The organism is Nocardia sp. NPDC058519, from assembly GCF_042719755.1.
Lineage (GTDB): Bacteria > Actinomycetota > Actinomycetes > Mycobacteriales > Mycobacteriaceae > Nocardia.
In genome coordinates, this window is the sequence record NZ_JBHXNK010000007.1 from 228747 (window position 1) to 248423 (window position 19677).

The 19677-nt window shown below is 66.7% G+C and carries 17 protein-coding genes; 7 read left to right on the forward strand and 10 right to left on the reverse strand.

Annotation, left to right across the window (positions count from 1 at the left end; translation table 11 throughout):
* The first annotated feature begins 18 nt into the window (after positions 1-18).
* Complete coding sequence (locus ACFWPK_RS11525; RefSeq protein WP_378914553.1) at positions 19-180, forward strand: hypothetical protein; 162 nt, start codon at positions 19-21, stop codon at positions 178-180.
* The gene (locus ACFWPK_RS11530; protein WP_378914552.1) at positions 173-1018 is read left to right on the forward strand and encodes a virginiamycin B lyase; all 846 of its coding nucleotides are present in this window, start codon (positions 173-175) and stop codon (positions 1016-1018) included. The genes ACFWPK_RS11525 and ACFWPK_RS11530 overlap by 8 nt, the downstream gene beginning before the upstream one ends.
* Positions 1019-1051: 33 nt before the next feature.
* On the opposite strand, the gene ACFWPK_RS11535 is transcribed toward ACFWPK_RS11530, so the two are convergent.
* The 8 genes from ACFWPK_RS11535 to ACFWPK_RS11570 form a co-directional block, all read right to left on the reverse strand.
* Positions 1052-2719 carry a VWA domain-containing protein gene (locus ACFWPK_RS11535; protein WP_378914528.1) on the reverse strand — a complete coding sequence of 556 codons (1668 nt, stop codon included), beginning with the start codon at positions 2717-2719 and terminating at the stop codon, positions 1052-1054.
* 142 nt (positions 2720-2861) lie between these two features.
* Positions 2862-3116, reverse strand: a complete 255-nt coding sequence (locus ACFWPK_RS11540) for a WhiB family transcriptional regulator (RefSeq protein ID WP_378914529.1) — start codon at positions 3114-3116, stop codon at positions 2862-2864.
* Positions 3113-3655, reverse strand: a complete 543-nt coding sequence (locus tag ACFWPK_RS11545; RefSeq protein ID WP_378914530.1) for an HNH endonuclease — start codon at positions 3653-3655, stop codon at positions 3113-3115. The genes ACFWPK_RS11540 and ACFWPK_RS11545 overlap by 4 nt, the downstream gene beginning before the upstream one ends.
* A gap of 273 nt (positions 3656-3928) precedes the next feature.
* Complete coding sequence (locus ACFWPK_RS11550; protein ID WP_378914531.1) at positions 3929-5482, reverse strand: GMC family oxidoreductase; 1554 nt, start codon at positions 5480-5482, stop codon at positions 3929-3931.
* The gene (locus ACFWPK_RS11555) at positions 5479-6993 is read right to left on the reverse strand and encodes an aldehyde dehydrogenase family protein (RefSeq protein WP_378914532.1); all 1515 of its coding nucleotides are present in this window, start codon (positions 6991-6993) and stop codon (positions 5479-5481) included. The genes ACFWPK_RS11550 and ACFWPK_RS11555 overlap by 4 nt, the downstream gene beginning before the upstream one ends.
* An 11-nt stretch (positions 6994-7004) precedes the next feature.
* Positions 7005-9158: a choline BCCT transporter BetT gene (betT, locus tag ACFWPK_RS11560; RefSeq protein WP_378914533.1), complete on the reverse strand. Its 2154-nt coding sequence runs from the start codon at positions 9156-9158 to the stop codon at positions 7005-7007.
* A 42-nt stretch (positions 9159-9200) separates the two neighbouring features.
* On the reverse strand, positions 9201-10490 hold the full coding sequence (locus tag ACFWPK_RS11565; RefSeq protein ID WP_378914534.1) for an acyl-CoA dehydrogenase family protein: 1290 nt from the start codon (positions 10488-10490) through the stop codon (positions 9201-9203).
* Positions 10491-10492: 2 nt separating this feature from the next.
* A complete protein-coding gene (locus ACFWPK_RS11570; protein ID WP_378914535.1) occupies positions 10493-11134 on the reverse strand; it encodes a TetR/AcrR family transcriptional regulator in 642 nt (213 codons plus the stop codon).
* A 234-nt stretch (positions 11135-11368) separates the two neighbouring features.
* On the opposite strand from ACFWPK_RS11570, the gene ACFWPK_RS11575 reads away from it, so the two are divergent.
* From ACFWPK_RS11575 to ACFWPK_RS11585, 3 genes are all read left to right on the forward strand, one after another.
* Positions 11369-13546, forward strand: coding sequence for a malate synthase G (locus ACFWPK_RS11575; protein ID WP_378914536.1), 2178 nt, complete (start codon positions 11369-11371; stop codon positions 13544-13546).
* 917 nt (positions 13547-14463) lie between these two features.
* A complete protein-coding gene (locus ACFWPK_RS11580) occupies positions 14464-14628 on the forward strand; it encodes a hypothetical protein (RefSeq protein ID WP_378914537.1) in 165 nt (54 codons plus the stop codon).
* A gap of 182 nt (positions 14629-14810) precedes the next feature.
* Entirely contained in the window at positions 14811-15044 is a 234-nt protein-coding gene (locus tag ACFWPK_RS11585) for a hypothetical protein (RefSeq protein WP_378914538.1), read from the forward strand.
* Positions 15045-16000: 956 nt separating this feature from the next.
* On the opposite strand, the gene ACFWPK_RS11590 is transcribed toward ACFWPK_RS11585, so the two are convergent.
* Complete coding sequence (locus ACFWPK_RS11590) at positions 16001-16732, reverse strand: phosphatase PAP2 family protein (protein ID WP_378914539.1); 732 nt, start codon at positions 16730-16732, stop codon at positions 16001-16003.
* 69 nt (positions 16733-16801) lie between these two features.
* Positions 16802-17515 (reverse strand): phosphatase PAP2 family protein, encoded by a 714-nt coding sequence (locus ACFWPK_RS11595; protein ID WP_378914540.1) that lies wholly within the window; start codon positions 17513-17515, stop codon positions 16802-16804.
* A gap of 452 nt (positions 17516-17967) precedes the next feature.
* Between ACFWPK_RS11595 and ACFWPK_RS11600 the strand changes: the two genes are divergently transcribed.
* Positions 17968-18624 carry a nitroreductase family protein gene (locus tag ACFWPK_RS11600; protein WP_378914541.1) on the forward strand — a complete coding sequence of 219 codons (657 nt, stop codon included), beginning with the start codon at positions 17968-17970 and terminating at the stop codon, positions 18622-18624.
* Positions 18625-19311: 687 nt separating this feature from the next.
* Positions 19312-19557: a CsbD family protein gene (locus ACFWPK_RS11605; protein ID WP_364409726.1), complete on the forward strand. Its 246-nt coding sequence runs from the start codon at positions 19312-19314 to the stop codon at positions 19555-19557.
* Positions 19558-19677 lie beyond the last annotated feature (120 nt).

A 19677-nucleotide genomic window follows, 5' to 3' on the forward strand; every position in this document is an offset into this window, starting at 1 on the left:
GCGGAGTATCGAAGTCCTATGCGGACGGACGAGCCGACCAACCACCTGTCGCTCACCATGGTCGACGAGGTGGAACGGGCGCTGAGCGAATACCGGGGTGCGGTGGTCGTGGTGTCGCACGATCGGGCGTTGCGCCGTCGTTTCCGGGGAATACAGAAGGGAATTGAGAACTTTGGCTGAGATCGTGCAAGTGATCGACGTGCCGGGCGCGCCTTATGGGATCACCGTCGGCCCCGATGAGGCGCTGTGGTTCACACTGGTCGCGCAGGGCGCGATCGGACGATTCGCGGCGGGGCTCGTGCAGGTCCATCCACTCGAACCGTCCGACGGACAACCCACGGTGATCGTTGCCGGTTCCGGTAATGCGTTGTGGTTCACCGAGTTTCAGGGCGGCAGGCTCGGGCGGATCACCGTCGACGGTGTGGTGACGAGCATGTCGATGGACGGACCCTATGGTGCGTGTGTCGGGCCGGACGGGGCCCTCTGGTTCACCGAATTGCAGGCGGGTCGGGTCGGGCGACTGGCCCCGGACGGCACCATCACCCGCGTCGAGGTCGACGGCATGCCCTCGATGATCACACCGGGGCCCGATGGTGCACTGTGGCTCACGGTCAACCAGGGCAACGCGATCGCCCGCATCGACAATGACCTCGCGGTCCGGGTCCATCCGCTCCCGACGGCCGCGGCCGCGCCGGTCGGCATCACCGCGGGCCCCGACGACGCACTCTGGTTCACCGAAATCGGCGCAGGTGCCATCGGCCGCATCGACCTCGACGGCACCATCGCCGAATTCACCCTCCCGGACACCGCCGCTCGCCCGCACGCGATCGTGGCAGGTCCCGACGGTGCCCTGTGGTTCACCGAGTGGGCGAGCTGCCGTCTCGGCCGGATCGCCACCGACGGCACGATCACCCACCTCGACCTACCGGGCGCCGAACCGCACGGACTCACCGTCGACCCCGCCGGATACCTCTGGGTAGCGATGGAATCCGGTGCGCTGGTGCAGGTTTCGCCGTAATGATGCCGGTGTCGCGCGCACGGCCATCCGAACCTAGGGCGTGGTGAGCGCCTTGACCACCGCGGTGCCGAAGCCGAGGTCGTTGCTCGCCGGCATCCGGATGTAGGTGCCGCCCGTGCGGTCGGCGAGGGTCTGCAGGGTTTGGGTGCCCTCGCCGCCGACCACGACGACGTCGAGGCGGATGGGCTTGCGCGCATCGGTCGCTGCGGTGATCTCGCTGACCAGCGTGGTGCCGGTCAGCGTCGAATCGTCGTCGGGGCCGTCGGTGATCAGCAGGATCGAGTTCGTGCGACCGGGGGAGTATCCGGCCACCGCGGCGCGGTAGGCGGCGAGCAGGGTCGGATACGCCTGGTCCGCGGTGAGCTGGCTCGGTTTGACCGAGGTGACCGCCGTGCCGACCGCGTTGCGTTGGGAGTTGGTGAGCAGGTCGGTGGCCACCTGCACCTTGTACGGGGTGGTGCCGTCGATGTTCTTACCGAACGTCCACAGGCCGAGCCCGAAATCGGGCGGCATCACCTGCAGTGTCGAGGCGACGGCGGCGATCGCGTTCGACAGCCTGGTGGTCGATCCCTCCGCGGTACCCATCGACGACGACACATCGAGCAAGACCGTGGCGTTCACGCCGAGGACCGGGTTGGCCAGCGTCGACTGCACCTTCTCCAGTGCCGCGCGCGGCGGATTCGCCGGTGCCGAGCCGATGGCTGGCCCGAAGCCCTCGGTGGCGAGCGCGCCCGCCTGCTCCGGCGCGCGCAGGAAGTCGATGAACCGCGACGCGATCAGATTCTGGGTCTTGTCGACCCACGGACCTGACAGCAGCGCCGCCGGATAGTCGGCCAGTGGCGCGGAGCCGACCGGCCGGAACGCGGTGAGGCCACCGGTGCCGAGTTGCTGCTGGGTCGCGGCGACCGCGTGCACCGCATCGTCGGTGGGGTTCGCGGTGATCTCCGACATGGCGGTCATCAGGTCGGCCGGTGTCTGCGCGCCCGCGGCGAGCCCGGAGATCGCGGCGACGACCTGACCGGATCCGGCGGCCTGCTCGGTCAACGGTTCGGTGCCCGAGACTGCGGCGCCGATCGATGCCGCGGCGGCGGTCGTCGCGTCACCCGGGGGCAGGGCCATCTGCAGCCCACCCCACCCGCTCAGACCGACTTCGTCGAGCGAGCCCTGCTGCAGTCGCGGCAGGTCGGCCCACGTGATCTGGTTTTGCTCCAGCGCCTGGCGCAGGGCATCGGGCACGCCGAGCACGATCGGGCTGGTGGCGATGGAGGCGGGCGTGCCCTCGATCAGACCGGGCACCCGAACCAGCTCGACAGTGCGGCTCGAATCGGCGATCCACAGGCCCGGCTTCGGACCGAGCGCCGGATCCCACGTCGCCGTATCGGCCAGGCCGCCTGCCAGGGCGCTCGACGGGCGTGCCGACACCTTCACCTGGGCGCAGTGGTCACGCACCCGAGGCTTGGTCGCGTTGAAGCGCTCGGCCGCGCCCCGCACCGGACCCGCGATCGCCGGGTCCACCGTGACATCGAGGGCCGCGGCCCCTTCGACGCACTCGGCGGCCGCCGCGACATCGGAGGTCTCGGCACGATCGCTGAGCTGGAACCATGCGAACACGGCGACGATCACCAGGATCAGTGCCGATGCCGCGATAACCGGACCCTTGCTGATACTTCGAGATCTGGTCCCGTTGCGATGCGTACCCACGCGGCAAGTTTAAGGACACCGCGTCGTACCGCAGCACAGTGCATACCCCGACGCATCGCCGCAGGTCACAGCGATGCCGCCGGGGCGGACGACGCGTCCGGGTGTGGCCGGGTGCCCGTGCGGGCACCCGGCCGAAGCGCGATCACGCCCTGATCACGCGACCACGGTCGTACTCACGACCACCCCACACCCCCGACTGACCCGTCTGCGCCGCGTACTCGGCGCACCCCGCGAGCAACGGGCAACCGGCGCAGATCCCGCGGGCGTAGTCGAAGTCCTGCGACGGGTACGGAAACCACGCCTCGTGGTTGGGGTCACCGCGGCAGGCGGCGCGATGCCACTGCCCCGAATCGGACAGGGTCAGCAGTTCGGTCAGTGCGAGGTCGGTGGTGGTCACGGCGCGTACTCCTTCCAGATCCGGCGCTGCTTGCGGGCGAGCGGGTCGGGAGCCTTGGGCTCCCACAGCAGCCGCATCCCCGCCTCTTCCGGGGTGCGGTCGGCCTTGCCCGCGTTGCACGGTGCGCAGCAGGCGACGAGATTGCTCCAGGTATTGGGTCCGCCCCGGCTGCGCGGGCGGATGTGGTCGACGGTGTGGGCCCAGTCGGCGCAGTAACCGCACCGATGCTTGTCGCGGCGCAACACCCCGGCCAGCGTGGCGCGGCTGTCGTCACCGATCGGCGCGACGTGTGCCAGGTAGACGTAGCGCACCAACCGGATCGTCTCCGGCAGGCCGATCACCAGGTGCTGCGACCGGATGGGGAAGTGCGGCACCCGCTCGATCACGGTCTCCGCGGCGCCGCTGATCAGCAATGTCACGGCCCGATCGGCGGTGATCTCGTCGAGGGCCTCGTAGCTGGCGTTGAGCACGAGCACCCTCGTGTGTATCCAGGTGTCGGCAGCGGGAGCCGTCGGGTCGACGGCATGACGAATCATCATGGGAATCACCATGTTTCGAGAGAAGTGAACGTCAGGAGCAGAAGGGACTCGGGCCGGTCAGGCCACGGCCAGGAGACGGCCGGAGCCATCGATATCCAGGCGCATCGCGCTATGGACCGAATTCGCGCGGCGATAGGTCTTATCCGATTCTCGCTGTGGCGCTTGCTGTTTCACGGCCGTCTCCTCCTCTCGATGCTGCTCGTCGGTTCCTCGCCCGATGCGAATCACCTGCGTGAAATCATGGTGACATACCGTGTCCGAAATGTCGGCTGATTATTTTCGGTCGGCGGCGATGAGTTCGGCGCAGCGTTCGCCGACGAGCATGACGGTGATGTTCGGGTTCACCGTGGTGTGCGCGGGGAATACCGAGGCGTCGGCGACACGCAGACCGTCGACCCCCTTGACCCGCAGCTCCGGGTCGAGGGGGCTCATCGGATCGTCGACCGACCCCATGCGGACCGTGCCGGCCGGGTGGTAGACGGTGTTGTGGGTCCGGCGGACGTAGTCGGCTAGTTCGGCGTCGGTCTGCACGTCCGGCCCCGGATACAGCTCACGTTTCACCCAGTCCGACAGCGGCGCGGTCGCGGCGATCTCGCGGGCCTTGCGCAGACCGGCGATCATCACCCGCATGTCGTGACCCTCTGGATCGGTGAAGTAGCGCGGGTCGACCTTCGGCTTGTCCCGGAAGTCGCGCGAGCGCAATCGCACGGTGCCGCGCGAGCGGGCATGGGTGACGTTCGGCGTCAGGCAGAAGGTGTTCTCGGCGGTCGGATACCCCTGTCGCAGCGTGTGCATGTCGAAGGGGACGCTGCCGTAATGCATCATCAGATCCGGCCGGTCGAGGCCGTCCTCGGTCGGCGCGAAGATGCCCGCCTCCCACCACTGCGTGGAGCTGTCCACCATCGGTCGCGTCGTTTCGAAACCGATCACGCCCTCCGGGTGATCCTGCAGGTTCGCGCCGACACCGGGGGAGTCGACGATCACGTCGATTCCGTTCTCGCGCAGGTGAACCGTGGGTCCGATGCCCGACAGCATGAGCAGCTTCGGCGAGTCGATGGCGCCGGCGGAGACGACCACCTCTCGGTTCGCGGTGATCCGGGTGGTGCGGCCGAACGCGTTGTCGGTGATGTCGACCCCGACGGCTCGCCCGTTCTCGATCACGATCTTCTTGACCCAGGCGCCCGTTCGAACGGTGAGGTTCGGCCGGTCGAGATGGGGGTGCAGATAGCTGACCGACGACGACGAGCGCGTCCCGTCGGAACGCCGGTTGATCTGAAAGAAGTTGGCGCCGTTGAGAACTGTGCGTCCCGAGTTGAACTCGGCGCGCGGAATGCCGACCGCTTCGCAGGCGTCGAGCAAGGCCACACCGCACGGATCGTTCGGTGGCACCGTCATGATGTGCACCGGGCCGCTGCGACCATGGTGCTCGCCGGGGGCGTCGTTGGTCTCGATCCGCGGATACAGCCGGTACACCGAATCGGCACCCCATCCGGTGGCGCCGTGCTCGTGTTCCCAGGAGTCCAGGTCCTCGCGCGGGGCCCAGAACGCGATGCAGCTGTTGTGCGACGAGCAGCCACCGAGCACCTTGGCACGGGCGTGGCGCATGAACGAATTGCCGTTCTCCTGCGGCTCGATGGGGTAGTCCCAGTCGTAGCCCGACTCCAGGAGTTCCATCCAGCGGTCGAGCCGCAGGATGGCCGGGTCGTCGACATCGGACGGTCCCGCCTCGAGCAGGCAGACGGTCACCGACGGGTCCTCCGACAACCGCGACGCGACGGCCGCTCCCGCGGAACCGCCGCCGACGATTACGTAATCGTATGAGGTCATCGCTGTTCCTCCCGATCGGCGAACCAGCCGGTGACGCCCGGCCGGAGGTTCTCGTAGACGTGTTTGGCCTCGCGATACTCGTGCAGCCCGGACGGACCGAGCTCGCGGCCGACGCCCGAGCGGCCGAAGCCACCCCACTCGGCCTGCGGCAGATACGGCCCGAAGTCGTTGACCCACACCGTGCCGTGGCGCAGCCGGGCGGCGACGCGGCGCGCGCGTGCGGCGTCACCGGACCACACCGCGCCCGCGAGACCGTATTCGGTGTCGTTGGCGATGGTGACGGCCTCGTCCTCGGTGATGAAGGTCTCCACGGTCACGGTGGGCCCGAACGCTTCGTCGTGCACACACGCCATCGCGCGGGTGGCGCCGTCGATGACCGTCGGCCGGTAGAACCAGCCCCCGTCGAGGTTCCCGGAGCCCTCGTCGCCGGTGGCGAACGCACCACCGGTGCGGATGACAGCACCCTCGGCGCGGGCCTGTTCGACATAGGCGTTCACCTTGTCGCGATGGGCCGCCGAGATCAGCGGCCCGGCCTCGGTGCCCTCGGCGAAGGGCAACCCGAGCCGGATCTGCTCGGCGCGGCGCACCAGCTCGTCGACGAAACGGTCGTGTGCCGATGCCTCGACAACCAGGCGCGCGCCCGCCGAGCACACCTGGCCGGAGTGCAGGAACGCCGCGTTCAGCGCGTTGTCGACGCTCGCGGCCAGCCGGTCGTCGGTGTCGCAGGCGTCGGCGAAGACGACATTCGGGTTCTTGCCACCCAGTTCGAGCGCCACCTTCTTGACCGTGGCGGCCGCCTCGCGCGCGATGATCTTGCCGGTGGCCAGCCCGCCGGTGAAGGAGACCAGGTCGACATCGGGATGCTCCGACAGCGGCGCACCCGCGGTGGCGCCCGCTCCGAGCACCAGATTGGCCACCCCGGCGGGCACGCCGAGGTCGTCGAGCACCGACATCAGCAGAATCGCGGTGTGGGGGGTCAGCTCGGCCGGTTTGAGCACGAACGTATTGCCTGCCGCCAGCGCCGGGGCGACTTTCCAGGCCGCCTGCAACAGCGGGTAGTTCCACGGCGTGATCAACCCGCACACACCGACCGGTTCGTAGACGACGCGGGAGTCGATGTCGGGGGAGCCCGCGTCGACGACACGGCCCGCGTCGTCGGCGGCGAGCTTGCCGAAATACCGGAAGCAGTTGGCGATATCGGACATGTCGATGTCGGACTCGTAGGGCCGCTTGCCGGTGTCGAGGGTTTCGGCGCGCGCGAACTCGGCCCGCCTGGCGTCGATCGCGTCGGCGACGCGCAGTAGCAGGTCGCCCCGTTCGGTGGCACCGGTCCGGCGCCACGACCCGTTGTCGAAGGCCCGGCGGGCCGCGGCGATCGCGGCGACGGTGTCGTCTCGGCCCGCCTCGGCGACGACGCCGACGAGGGAACCGTCTGCCGGACAACGGATGTCGCGAGTCTGTCCAGATGCCGACGGTCGCCAGGCGCCGTCGATATAGAGGGTGTCGCTCATGATGGATCCCTTCACAGATCGCTGTCGGTGCTGTCGACGTCGCTGGATTCGGGTTCGTGGTGATCGGTCGCCGCACGGCGCAGGTGCAGATAGCCGAGGTGGCGTTCGTACTGGTCGAGAATGTCGCCGATGATCTGCTCGCGGCTGTAGCCGTTGAGTGAGTAGCCCTGCGATCCCTCGGCCAGGTATACCTCGCAGCGGAAGTAGCGATCGTCGGACCGCTGCGCGAGCACGGCATAGGTCGGGGCCGGTGCCGAAACCGGCCAGATGCCGTACTCGAACCGGGGCTCACTGGCCTGATCGACCACCAGACGCGGTGACGGAAGACCCTCGTTGGACGAGGAATCGTCGATCGTCGCCGTCATACCCATGTGCTCGAATTCCGCCGCGACATCGTGCATCGCCGGATCGACGGTGCCGGTGATGAATTTGCGACTCGCCGCGGCGCCCGGGTAATTGATGGTCGAGAGCAACCGGCGACGCCAGCTGCTGAGTTCGGCCGGTCCGCGGCCGGCGGCGAAAGCCTTGGGCAGCGAAGTGCGGTAACTGTCGAGTTTGAAGGACTCGTTGTGGACGGCGCGCAACATCGCTATGCCGATCAGCGCCAACACGAACGAGAACGGCAGCCCCATGATGATGGTGGCGTTCTGCAGGGTCTTGATGGACCCGCCCGCACCGGCGAACAGCATCGACAAGGTGAGCACCCCGATCGCGGCCGACCAGAAGATCCGGGTGCCGGTGGCGCAGTCGGCCATCGGATCGGGCAGTTTCGAGGTGAAGTTGCCCATCACCAGCGACCCCGAATCGGCGGTTGTCACGTAGAAGAGCAGCCCGGTGATGGTCGCGATCCCGAGCAACAGGGTCGCGCCGGGATATTTCTCGAGCAGGGAGTAGAAGCCGAGTTCGGCTCGGTCCGCGGTCTGCTCGGCGAAGACTCTGTCGTCCCTGGCGACCTCGAGTGCGCTGTTGCCGAAGATCGAGATCCACATCAGGGTGAAGCTGAACGGCACGACGAGCACCCCGAAGATGAACTGGCGCAGCGTGCGTCCGCGCGAGATACGCGCGAGGAAAAGGCCGACGAACGGCGCCCAGGCCACCCACCACGCCCAGAAGAACAGCGTCCAGCTGTCCAGCCAGGTCGACGGCGCGTTCGCAGTCTCCGGATTGCGCTCCCAGGCGAAGGTGTCGAGGGTCCGGTCGGGGAAGGTCGAGAGGTAGTCGCCCGCGTTCTGGGCCAGGCCGTTGAGCAGGAAATCGGTGTTGCCCGCCACCAGGATGTAGATCAGCAGCGCGATCGCCATGATGACGTTGAGCTCCGACAATCGCCGGATGCCCTTGTCGACGCCGGTGGTAGCGGAGATCGTGGTGATGGCCACCGACAGCGCGATGAGCCCGATCTGGGCGGCCTTGCCCTGGGGGACCCCGAACATCTGGTGCAGGCCGTAGTTGAGCTGGACGATGCCGATGCCCAGCGAGGTGGCGATGCCGAAGATGGTGCCGAGCACCGCGGCCACGTCGATCGCGTCGCCCCACCGGCCGTGCACGCGCTTGCCGAAGATCGGATAGAGCGCGGCACGGATCGTCAGCGGCAGGTTGTGCCGGAACGCGAAGTAGGCGAGGGCGCCGCCCATCAGCGCGTACATCGCCCAGCCGGTGATGCCGTAGTGGAAGATCGTCCAGGCCACCGCGTCGCGGGCGGTCTCGTTGGTGCCGGGCTCGCCGAGCGGGGGCCGCAGGTAGTTGTAGACGGGCTCGGCGACCGAGAAGAACATCAGGTCGATGCCGATCCCCGCCGCGAACAGCATCGAGGTCCAGGAGAACAGGCTGTACTCCGGCCGTGATTCCTCCGGCCCCAGCCGGTAGCGGCCGTACCGGCTGGCGCCGAGGAAGACCACGAGGCCGAGGATGACCGTGGCGAGCACGAAATACCACCAGCCGAACCAGGTGGTGGTGAAGGTCTTGACCTCGCCGACAATGGTTTCGGCGCTCGACGGCGAGGCCAGGGCCCAGATCCCGAAGGCGAGCACGGTGCCCGCCGAGAAGAGGAACACCGGCTTGTTGACCGAGCGCCGCTCGGTGACGGGGTGTACCGGGACCACGTCCTGCGCGGTCCCGGTAGGTGTCGGCTCAGTGCCGTTGTCTCCGGGTTTGCTGACACCGCCCATGCGAGGCAGGTTAGTTCGTGCTCACCCGCAGATCGGGGACCTTCAGTGGTTGCCGACCTCGTGTTCCAGCCTGCGCGCCACCAGATCACGCGCTTGTTCGCGCAGCGCGGGCCGGTAGCCACTCGGATACACCGGGTCTCCCGGCGCGTAGTTCTTGAGCACTTCCTTGGCGAGCGTGATCTTGTGGACTTCGGTCGGGCCGTCGGCGATGGCCATGACCTCGGCGTAGGTGGTCATGTCGAGGAAGGGGAGGTCGGTGCTCACGCCCATCGCGCCGTGCAGATGCAGTGCGCGGCGGGCGATGTCGTTCATGACGGTCGGCATGGCGATCTTGATGGCGGCGATGTCCTTGCGGACGGCGCGGTAGTCCTGGGCCTGGTCGATGCGCCAGGCGGTGCGCAGGACCAGCAGCCGGAACTGCTCCATCTGGATCCAGCTGTCGGCGATGCGTTCCTGGGTCATCTGGAAGCCGCCGACGACACCCTTGCGGGCCGGGCGTGACACCGCGCGCTCGCACATCATGTCGAAGGCTTTGCGTACCAACGCGACCGTGCGCATCGCGTGGTGCACGCGGCCGCCGCCCAGACGGGTCTGCGCGACGATGAACCCCGCGCCTTCCGCGCCGAGCAGATGATCGGCAGGCACCCGGACATCGGTGAATCGCAGGTGTCCTTCATGTTCGCTGAACCCGGGGACGGTGAAGTTGCGTACCAGTTCGAGGCCCGGCGCATCGGCGGGGACGATGAACATCGACAACCGCTGATGCGGTTCGGCCGCGGCATCGGTCACCACCATCACGATGTGGAAGGTGGCGAACTCCGCGGCGGAGTTGAACCACTTCTCCCCGTTGATCACCCACTCGTCACCGTCGCGCACCGCGGTGGTGCGGAACGCGGTCGGGTCCGAGCCGCCGGTGGGTTCGGTCATCGCGTAGCAGGAGCCGATCTCGCCATCGAGCAACGGCCGCAGGTATTTCGCCTTCTGCTCCTCGGTCCCGAAGTGCGCCAGGATCTCGGCGTTGCCGGAATCCGGTGCCTGACAACCGAAGACGAGCGGCGCCCACATCGAGGTGCCGAGCACTTCGTTGAGCAGTGCCAGCTTCAGCTGACCGAAACCGGGACCGCCGAGCTCGGGACCGAGATGGCAGGCCCACAGGCCCTGATCCTTGACCTGCTGTTGCAGCGGCCGCATCAGCGCCCGGATCTCGGGGTCGGTCCGGTCATAGGGATTGGGGTAGAGCAGATCCAGGGGCTCGACCTCGGTGCGGACGAACTCCGCCACCCAGTCGAGCTTGCGCTGGTACTCCGGATCGGTCTCGAAATCCCAAGCCATGGTCAGCCTTTCGTGTTGTCGTCCGTGGCGTGGAGCCCGGACAGGACGGTCTCGGTGAGGATGTCGGCGATCTCGGCGGGGGAGTGGGTGCCGCGCTCGCGGTACCAGTAGCCGAGGGAATTGAGCATGCCGAGGATGCCGTTGGTGACGATGTGGTCGGCGGTGCGCAGCTGCCCCGCCGCGTGGCCCGCGTCGATGACGTCTTGCCAGTGGTGCTGTAGCCGATCGCGGAGCTGCTGCAGGACGACGGCGTGTTCGTGGGTCAGTGCGTCGGCGTCGCGCAGGTGCACGGCCACCGCGCGCCGATGCGTGACGATCAGTTCGACATGGCTGCGGATCAGCCGGCGCAGCGTCTCGACCGGGTCGGCGCCTGCCTCGACGATGCGTTCGGCATCGGCGAGCAGCAGCCGGGTGTAGTCGCGCAGGATCGCCCACAGCAGGTCTTCCTTCGACCCGATGTGGTAGTACAGCGCACCCCGCTGGACGTCGGCTCTCGCGCCGATCTCGGCGACGCCGGTGGCATGGAAACCGCGTTCGGCGAACAGCTCGAGTGCCGCGTGGTGGATCCGCTCGCGCGTGTCCGCGCGCTCGGTGGCGCGGGGACGGCCGCGACGACGCACAGGGGACGACGGTTCGGTGGTCACGGCGCCTCCGTTCGGTCCGGCTCGCGACTTAATGTTCCGATCAGTACATTAATTGTCCGCGCACCTACAATCAAGGGGTGACCCGCCGCGCCCATGCCGCCGACCTCGGTGGCTCGGCGTGGCGGAATGGACGGAGCCCGCAGGGCGTTCGAACCCACACGAGGTGTCACCTCTACCCACGGGTAACATGACATCGACTTTTCCCACCCGGTTTTCACCAAAGTGAGGCAGTAGATGACAGAGCGGATTCAGGTCGGCGGGCTCCAGGTGGCGAGCGTTCTTCACGATTTCATCGAGAACGAGGCGCTCCCCGGTACCGGCGTAGATTCCGCCGCGTTCTGGGCCGGTGCCGAGCAGATCATCAACGACCTCGCCCCGCGTAACCGCGCTCTGCTCGCCGAGCGCGACGAGTTCCAGGGCAAGCTCGATGCTTGGCACGGCGAGAACCCGGGCACCGGCTACGACAAGGCCGCATACAAGCAGTTCCTGACCGAGATCGGTTACCTGCGGCCCGAGCCCGCGCCGTTCCAGATCGGCACCGGCAACGTCGACGCCGAGATCGCCACCACCGCGGGCCCGCAGCTCGTGGTGCCGGTGATGAACGCGCGCTTCGCGATCAACGCCGCCAACGCGCGCTGGGGTTCGCTCTACGACGCGCTCTACGGCACCGACGCCATTCCCGAGGCCAACGGCGCCGAGAAGGGCAGCGGCTACAACCGCGTGCGCGGCGACAAGGTCATCGAGTGGGGCCGCAACTTCCTCGACGACGCGGTTACCCTGATCACCGGTTCGCACCTCGGCTCGGCGTACTACAAGATCGTCGACGGCGAGCTCGAGGTCGGCCTGGAAGACGGCACCGACATCGGTCTGGCCGACGCCTCGCAGCTGTTGGGCTACCTCGGTGACCCCGAGGCCCCGACCTCGCTGTTGTTCAAGCACAACGGCCTGCACATCGAGCTGCAGATCGACGCGAACTCGCCGATCGGCTCGACCGACACCGCCGGTGTCAAGGACATCGTGCTCGAGTCCGCGCTCACCACGATCATGGACTTCGAGGACTCGGTCGCCGCGGTCGACGCCGAGGACAAGGTCGTCTGTTACCGCAACTGGCTCGGCCTGAACAAGGGCGATCTGGCCGAAGCGGTCACCAAGAACGGCAAGACCTTCACCCGCACGATGAACCCCGACCGCGTGTTCACCGCGCTCGACGGTTCCGAGCTGGTCCTGCACGGTCGTTCGCTGCTGTTCGTGCGCAATGTCGGCCACCTGATGACCTCCGACGCGATCATCGACGCCGAGGGCAACGAGGTGCCCGAGGGCATCCTCGACGGTCTGATCACCTCGCTGATCGCCGTGCACTCGCTCAACGGTTCGGCCGCGCTGTCCAACAGCCGCACCGGCTCGGTCTACATCGTGAAGCCGAAGATGCACGGTCCCGACGAGGCCGCGTTCACCAACGAGCTGTTCGGCCGCATCGAGGACGTGCTCGGCCTGACCCGTTACACCCTCAAGGTCGGCATCATGGACGAGGAGCGCCGCACCACGGTCAACCTCGCCGCCTCCATCGAGGCCGCCAAGGAGCGCGTGGTGTTCATCAACACCGGCTTCCTCGACCGCACCGGCGACGAGATCCACACCTCCATGGAGGCCGGGCCGATGGTCCGCAAGGCCGAGATGAAGGCCCAGACCTGGATCACCTCCTACGAGGACTGGAACGTCGACACCGGCCTGGCGAAGGGCCTGAGCGGCAAGGCGCAGATCGGCAAGGGCATGTGGGCCATGCCCGACCTGATGGCGGGCATGCTCGAGCAGAAGATCGGCCACCCCAAGGCCGGCGCCAACACTGCCTGGGTGCCCTCGCCGACGGCCGCTACCCTGCACGCCACCCACTACCACCTGGTGGACGTGTTCAAGCAGCAGTCGCAGATCGCCAAGGGTGGCCCGCGTGCCACCGTCGACCAGATCCTCGAGATCCCCCTCGCGCAGTCCACCGACTGGACCGAGGAGGAGAAGCGTCAGGAGCTGGACAACAACTCCCAGGGCATCCTGGGCTACGTGGTCCGCTGGATCGATCACGGTGTCGGCTGCTCCAAGGTGCCCGACATCAACGACATCGGCCTGATGGAAGACCGTGCCACCCTGCGCATCTCGAGCCAGCTGGTCGCCAACTGGCTGCGCCACGGCATCGTCACCGAGGCCGACGTGATCGCCAGCCTCGAGCGGATGGCCCCGGTCGTCGACCGCCAGAACGCGAACGACAAGACCTACCGCCCGCTGGCCCCGAACTTCGATGACAACATCGCGTTCCAGGCCGCCAAGGAACTGGTCCTGGAAGGCACCACGCAGCCCAACGGCTACACCGAGCCGATCCTGCACCGCCGCCGCCGCGAGTTCAAGGCCGCACAGAAGTAGTGCTGTCGAGTCCTTGAAAAGTAGCTCGTAGCAGCTCTTTTCGTTTGAGGCCCCGCCTCGGAGACATCCGAGGCGGGGCCTCTGCCGTCACCGGAGATCACCTCGGATACCGGCTCGTCACGCTCAAAACGGTCACCAAAACGGTCACATACGGAACGTGCTGACATCGTCCACAGAAGTGGTCTACCAGCGGGTTCGCTTCTCTCCTTTGGGGCTGACCTTGCGGTGATCCGCCTGGTCTTGTGGCCGTCCGGTGTTTCTACAGGACCGCTTCACGGACTGCCCGATGCTCGGGCGAGTACATGTCGACGCTCGCCTTGAAATCGCCCGGCCGTCGGCGTGTCGGAGTACGACACGCAGGGGAGTCTTAGCGCGCAGCAATCAGGCGGCTAACTGGATGGTTTGCCGCATCCGCGTTCTCGCTCAATTGCTGTGCAGCGTTGCTTGCCAACCGGATAGGACATCCGCGGACGAGCGGTGTCTTCCTCAGCAAACAGGAGTCATTGGGAGATGTCGGTGCGATCGATCCTGACTGCAGGAGCGCCAGAGCGCGAGTTGGAGCTCGAGGCAACTGTTGGTGTATCCAGGCGTGGGGATAGCGCTGGTATCCGGAGGGGGATACATTCGCTATCCACAGTGGTCGACTTGCGGAAGCGCTGAAAATCGAGCCCGTTGCGTCACCGGCTCGCGCAACGGGCTCGCCTCCGCCCGCCCCGAGCTCAGCATGGGCCAGTGGTTTCGACGTCGTGTGCGCGAGACGGACGGGGAGCGCCCCGCAGGCTGAATGCCCAGGCCAGCGCAGGTGGTTGTTCTAGCCGCCGATAGCCATGTCATACCGGCGGCTATGCGGAGTCGAGTGCGCACTTCCGAACATGTTCGGCGCCAAATAGTTTCGTGCGAACGCAATGAGTGCCTGCGTGACGCTGAGCCCTGCAGCGGGGGGCTGTCGGGCTGGTTCAGCACCACTTCTCAAGACCAAGGACGGCCTGCGCACCGCGGTGGCGCAGCTGGTCGTCGACTATTGCGCGCTGGAATACGCCGCCGACGGTGACAAGCCGGCGCTCTCCGTGGTCGTCAATTGATCGCGAGTGATCGAGACTCGCCGGAACAGTCGCTGTGCGTATTCCTCAGTGGTGTCCCTTTTTCCGGCGCCTGACCCAGCGCGTGTGGACAACGATCTCCAAGTCGATCCGTCGCAACCCCCCGAAATCAGGGGGCTTCGATCCATGTCTAAATACCCGTGTTTCACACTAGGCTCGCTCGCATGCTCGTGAAACGCTTTGCTGCCCTTGCCATCGCGGTCGCCGCGTTCGGCGCCGCCTCCACCGGACTCGCCATCGCCGTGCCCGAAACACCGACGCAGCCCACCATCAGCCACGCCGCCGCGGCCGAACCGGTCGTCCTACAGACCGGCTCGGCCGTAATCGATCTACTCGCGTACATCGCTGCGGGCTGCATCGGCAGCTGGAGCCCGGCCCCGCCCGCACACTGCGTCTGACATCGACCAGGCGGGCCCGTCGGACGATCTGCGGGCCCGCGAACGGAATGACCACCACAGGCGCTGCTCGATGCTGGCCATTGTCGTGGCCGTGTTGGTGGCGCCGGCGGCGGACGAGCCGCCAACACGCTCTTCTGCCGCTGGGCGCGCGGTCGCGAACGGTCGCTTCTGCCGATGAGAGTCCGTCTGGGGGCGCCGCAGAGGGTCTCCACCGTTGCGGGATGGGCAAGCGCTGGATACATTGACGCGTGATTCTTTCAATTGGGAAGGGCGTCGTGCGCCTCAGTCGGTGATCCCCCGTAGGGCTCAGACCTCCGACGTAGCCCGTCGTGCGAGTGTTGGGTCGATCACCCGAGATCGGAAGCGCTTGCAGCGCAACCGATTGACAGCGATCAGCGAGGTCGGGTTCGATTATCGGCCCGGACCGCCCGGACCCACCGACGTCCCCCAGATCATGCCTCGCATCGATACCATCCCTCTGACCGATCTCATCGACACCTTCGAGATCAGCGCCGACATTGAGCCTGTGGGCGGCCGTTACGGTGGTTTCGTACCCCTGTTCGTCCGGTTCGAGTCAGCGATGGAGCATTTTCCGGGTTCTCTCCCCTCACCATGGGACCGAAGACCCCCGTACTTGCTTGCAGTTGCGGGGATTTCGGTTGCTGGCCGCTGTTGACGCGTATTACCTTGACCGGCAACCTTGTCGTGTGGGACCACTTCGAACAGCCGTATCGCACCACTCGTGACTGCGCCGCATTCGGCCCATTTCTGTTCGACCGCAGTCAGTATGACAAAGCTGTCCAGGGCTTGGACACCGCAATCGCCGCCCCCCGTTCCAACGTCTCGATGACCTCGGAATGAGTCATCGCAGGAGGATTCTCGAATCGTCGACCAGAGTGCACTTCGCGAGCTTTCGTGCATGATACGCGGCGCACCAGATCCAGCGTCGGGCACCGCTAGGGACATCCGCGCCGGGCAGGCCGAGCCTGGGGGAGTGCCGACCGATCGCCGGTCGAGACGGGTCGCACGACCCACCAGACGATCGCGGTCCATAGTGAGGACAGCAGGATCGAGCCGATGATGTCGGTGGGGTGGTGGGCTCCGGCATAGAGTCGCTGCGCCGCTACCAGCGCCGGAATCAGGAGTGCCGCGGCGGCGAAGACCCGGTACTGCCATCGGCGCGTGGTGGCCCACACCAGCGCGGCGGTGCCGGCGTAGAGCGTCAGTGCGGCGGCGACGTGCCCGGAAGGGAAACTGGCCGTGGGGGGAAGGTCGGGATTGAGGTGTGCGACCCGGGGCCGGTCCCGGTCGACGATCGCAGCGGTGGTGAGGAATAGCGTGATCTCGCCCAGCAGCGCCGTGCCGAGGAACAACACTGGTCGCCAGCTGCGCGCGATGCCCACCGCGAGTGCGGCGACGATCAGCGCGACCGTGATGATCGCGATGGTATTTCCGATCTCGCCGAACACATCGAGGATCGACGTGAGCGTGGAATTACGGTGCTCGGTGAGCATCGCCACGACGCGGTGATCCCACCCCAGGACAGCGGTGTCGGTGGCCAGGGTGCGCACCAGTATGCCGATTCCCACCAGCCCACCGACGAGCAGCACCCACGCGACCGCGAGCTCGCCGATCCCTTGCCATGGGTGCGGCAGCGTGGGCGGATGCTGAACCGGGACCGGTCGCAAGTCGTCTTCCTCGGCCGGGGCGACGTCGCCGGGTAGGGGGCCGGTGCTGTCGATCCGGGCGTCGCGACGCTATCGGTGAAAGGCGACAGTTGCCAGTACGAGCCACAATGTGCCGAGCAACCAGCCGCCGAGGACATCGGTGAGGTAGTGCGCGCCGAGCGCTATCCGGCTCACCCCGATGGCGATCACGATCCCCACTGCGAACACGGTCGCCGTGCGGCGTGCGCCCGCCTGCCAGGTGGGCGTGAAGACCAGCAGCACAACGCCGTAACACACCAGTGAACTCATCGCGTGTCCGCTGGGAAAGCTCCAACCGTCCGTGGTGTAGACGGGCTCGTCCACCACCGGACGTAACCGTGCGACAAGCTCTTTGACGACCGGGTTGAGGATCAGGCCGCCCGCGGCGGTGAGTACCACGTAGACGGCAAGTCGGGGGAGACGACGCAGCAGCAGCCAGATGGTGGCGACGGTCAGCACCACAACCAGCGTGCTGGTCGCTCCGAGTTCGGTGATGCCGGTGACTATGTTTTGCAGGGCCTTGTTATCCGCCACCACGGCGACCAGGTGGTCGGTGACAGTTTGATCTGCGGTCTGCATCGGTTCCCACCGCGTCCGGACCAGTGCGGTGAGCACCCCGAACCCGATACCGATGCCCATAGCGCCGAGTAACGCCGCGGCACTGCGGACAGCGAATCGTTCGGCGGCCTCGGCCTCGCTGTGATGCGCGACGACGGAGCTGTCAGCGCCTGTCGCGACATCCCCGTCGCGTTGGTCGACAGACAATGCAACACCTCCTGCGATCATGCGGCATCGCCGACCAGCGAGAACCGCGACAGGCCACCAGTGAACTCCGGTTGCCGGATATCGTTGTTGTTCACGGTTTCCCGTTACAGGCGGTCGCAATCAATCGAGAAATCACTAGCGCGATCCCCGCGCGCGCCGCGGTCGTGGGCAAGATCTGGCCTACGGAGCTGATCGCATCGGTGAACAGCGATTTCTTCGTGCCAGGGCTGGCAGGGTGGGAGCGGGGATCGCGGGGCACGCTCATTCTCTGCCCCTCGGGCCGCATTTCTGACAACAGCCGGATCGCCGAGCCCACAACCGGACGGGCAGTCGGATTCGTGGTGTGCTGGGGGATGGCGATGCCCGTGAAGGGATTTTCGCATACTTTGATATGCGCACCGTCGACTACATGAGGGGGCGATCCTGATACCGAGCGCAAGATGGGAGAACGTATGACTGTCGAGTTCCCGCATCTCGACCTGTCCGCTGACGAGGTACTGACCACGACCCGGTCGGTGCGCAAACGTCTCGACCTGGATCGGCCGGTGCCGCTGGAGGTGGTCACCGACGCATTGGAGGTGGCGCTCCAGGCGCCGTCGGGCAGTAACCTGCAAGGCTGGCATTGGATCGTGCTGACCGATCCCGAGCCCAAGAAGATCGTGGCGGAGTACTACCGCAAGTCCTACACCGCCTACGCTGCGGCGGGTGCGGCCGTGCGGCAGGAAAAGCCGCCGAAGGACGCCGATACCGCGGAGAAGGTGGCTTCGAGTGCGACCTATCTGGCGGAGGTGATGGAGCAGGTACCGGTGCTGGTGATCGGTGCGATCCACGTTCCGGGTGGGCAGATGCCGGAGGGGAACCAGGCCGGTCTGTGGGGTTCGCTGCTCCCCGCCGCCTGGAGCTTCGCGCTCGCACTGCGTGAGCGCGGCCTCGGGTCTGCGTGGACCTCACTGCATCTGGAGTACGAACGAGAGGTCGCCGAGGCGCTGGGAGTTCCCCCGAGTATTCGGCAGGGCGTGCTCTTGCCTGTTGCCTACACGAAGGGCACCGACTTCAAGCTCGCCAAACGCGCCCCACTCGACACGGTACTGCACGTCAACAAGTGGTAGTGCTGAGCCGATTCGCCCGCAGCTTCATCTACGCCGGCGGTCGAGAAGCTCTACTTGGCAGTGGCGGGTAGATAGGTCTGTCTTTCTGGACTGCGCAACACGTTCACTCTTGCGGTCTCGGTCCGCTGATCTGACACTATTCGCTGTGTGCTCGATGTTGTTGCCGAACCCTTCGAATCGATCTCCGCCGAGAGCATGCCTTTAGGCTGACCGCAGAGTCCCGTGACCGAAGCCGACGCTGAGGATTGGAAAGAGGTCGTCACCGTACCGGGCCGCGGTCAGCTACTTCGGCGGCGTTGACCTCGACGCTGTTGACTTCGGTGGCGGGGCCCGAGCCAGGCTCGGCACTCGTAGGCTCGATCGGTCCACGCCCCCTCGACCTCTGCGACGTCGTGCTCGTGCGCGCCCACGCCTACACCAGCTTCCTTGGAGGTCGAGGCCGTACATGTCGAGGCCGAGCTCAGCGGCCGTGGTGGTCCTGAGGTAGTGCGCGGCTCGTGGCAGCGCTCCTCGGATACGCAGTGACCGCCCGCGCGCATGACCGGACATCGAGAAGGGCGCGACCGCGGGGTAGCGACCGACGACGCCCATCACGCGAAGCGAGCGGCCGAATTCGACCCTGGTTGGTTCGGAGGAGTCGGGGTATGCCGGAAGCGACAGTTCATCCTTGCGACGAGAGGTCAAACTATGCCCGAGCACGGTAACGGAGTTCGCGAAGGCGTCGAAGGCGTCGTCGAAGACGTCAAAGGCAAGGCCAAAGAAGCCGCCGGTGCGCTTACCGGCGACGACAACCTCAAAGAAGAGGGTCGGGCCCAGCAGGACAAGGCCGAGTCCCAGCGCGAGGCTGCCGGCAAGGAAGCCGCTGCGGAGAAGGCACGCGCTGAAGCCGACATCGATGAGGCGCGCCAAGCAGCGCATCAGCGCGACCGCTGATTTGGGCTGCTGACACGGTGGGAGGGGGGCGGGCGCATTGGTGCCCGGCCCGCCCCACACATTTGTTGGGGTGGGGCCGGGAGTATTGTGGGGGGGCGGATAAGAAACCAAAGGTCGAAG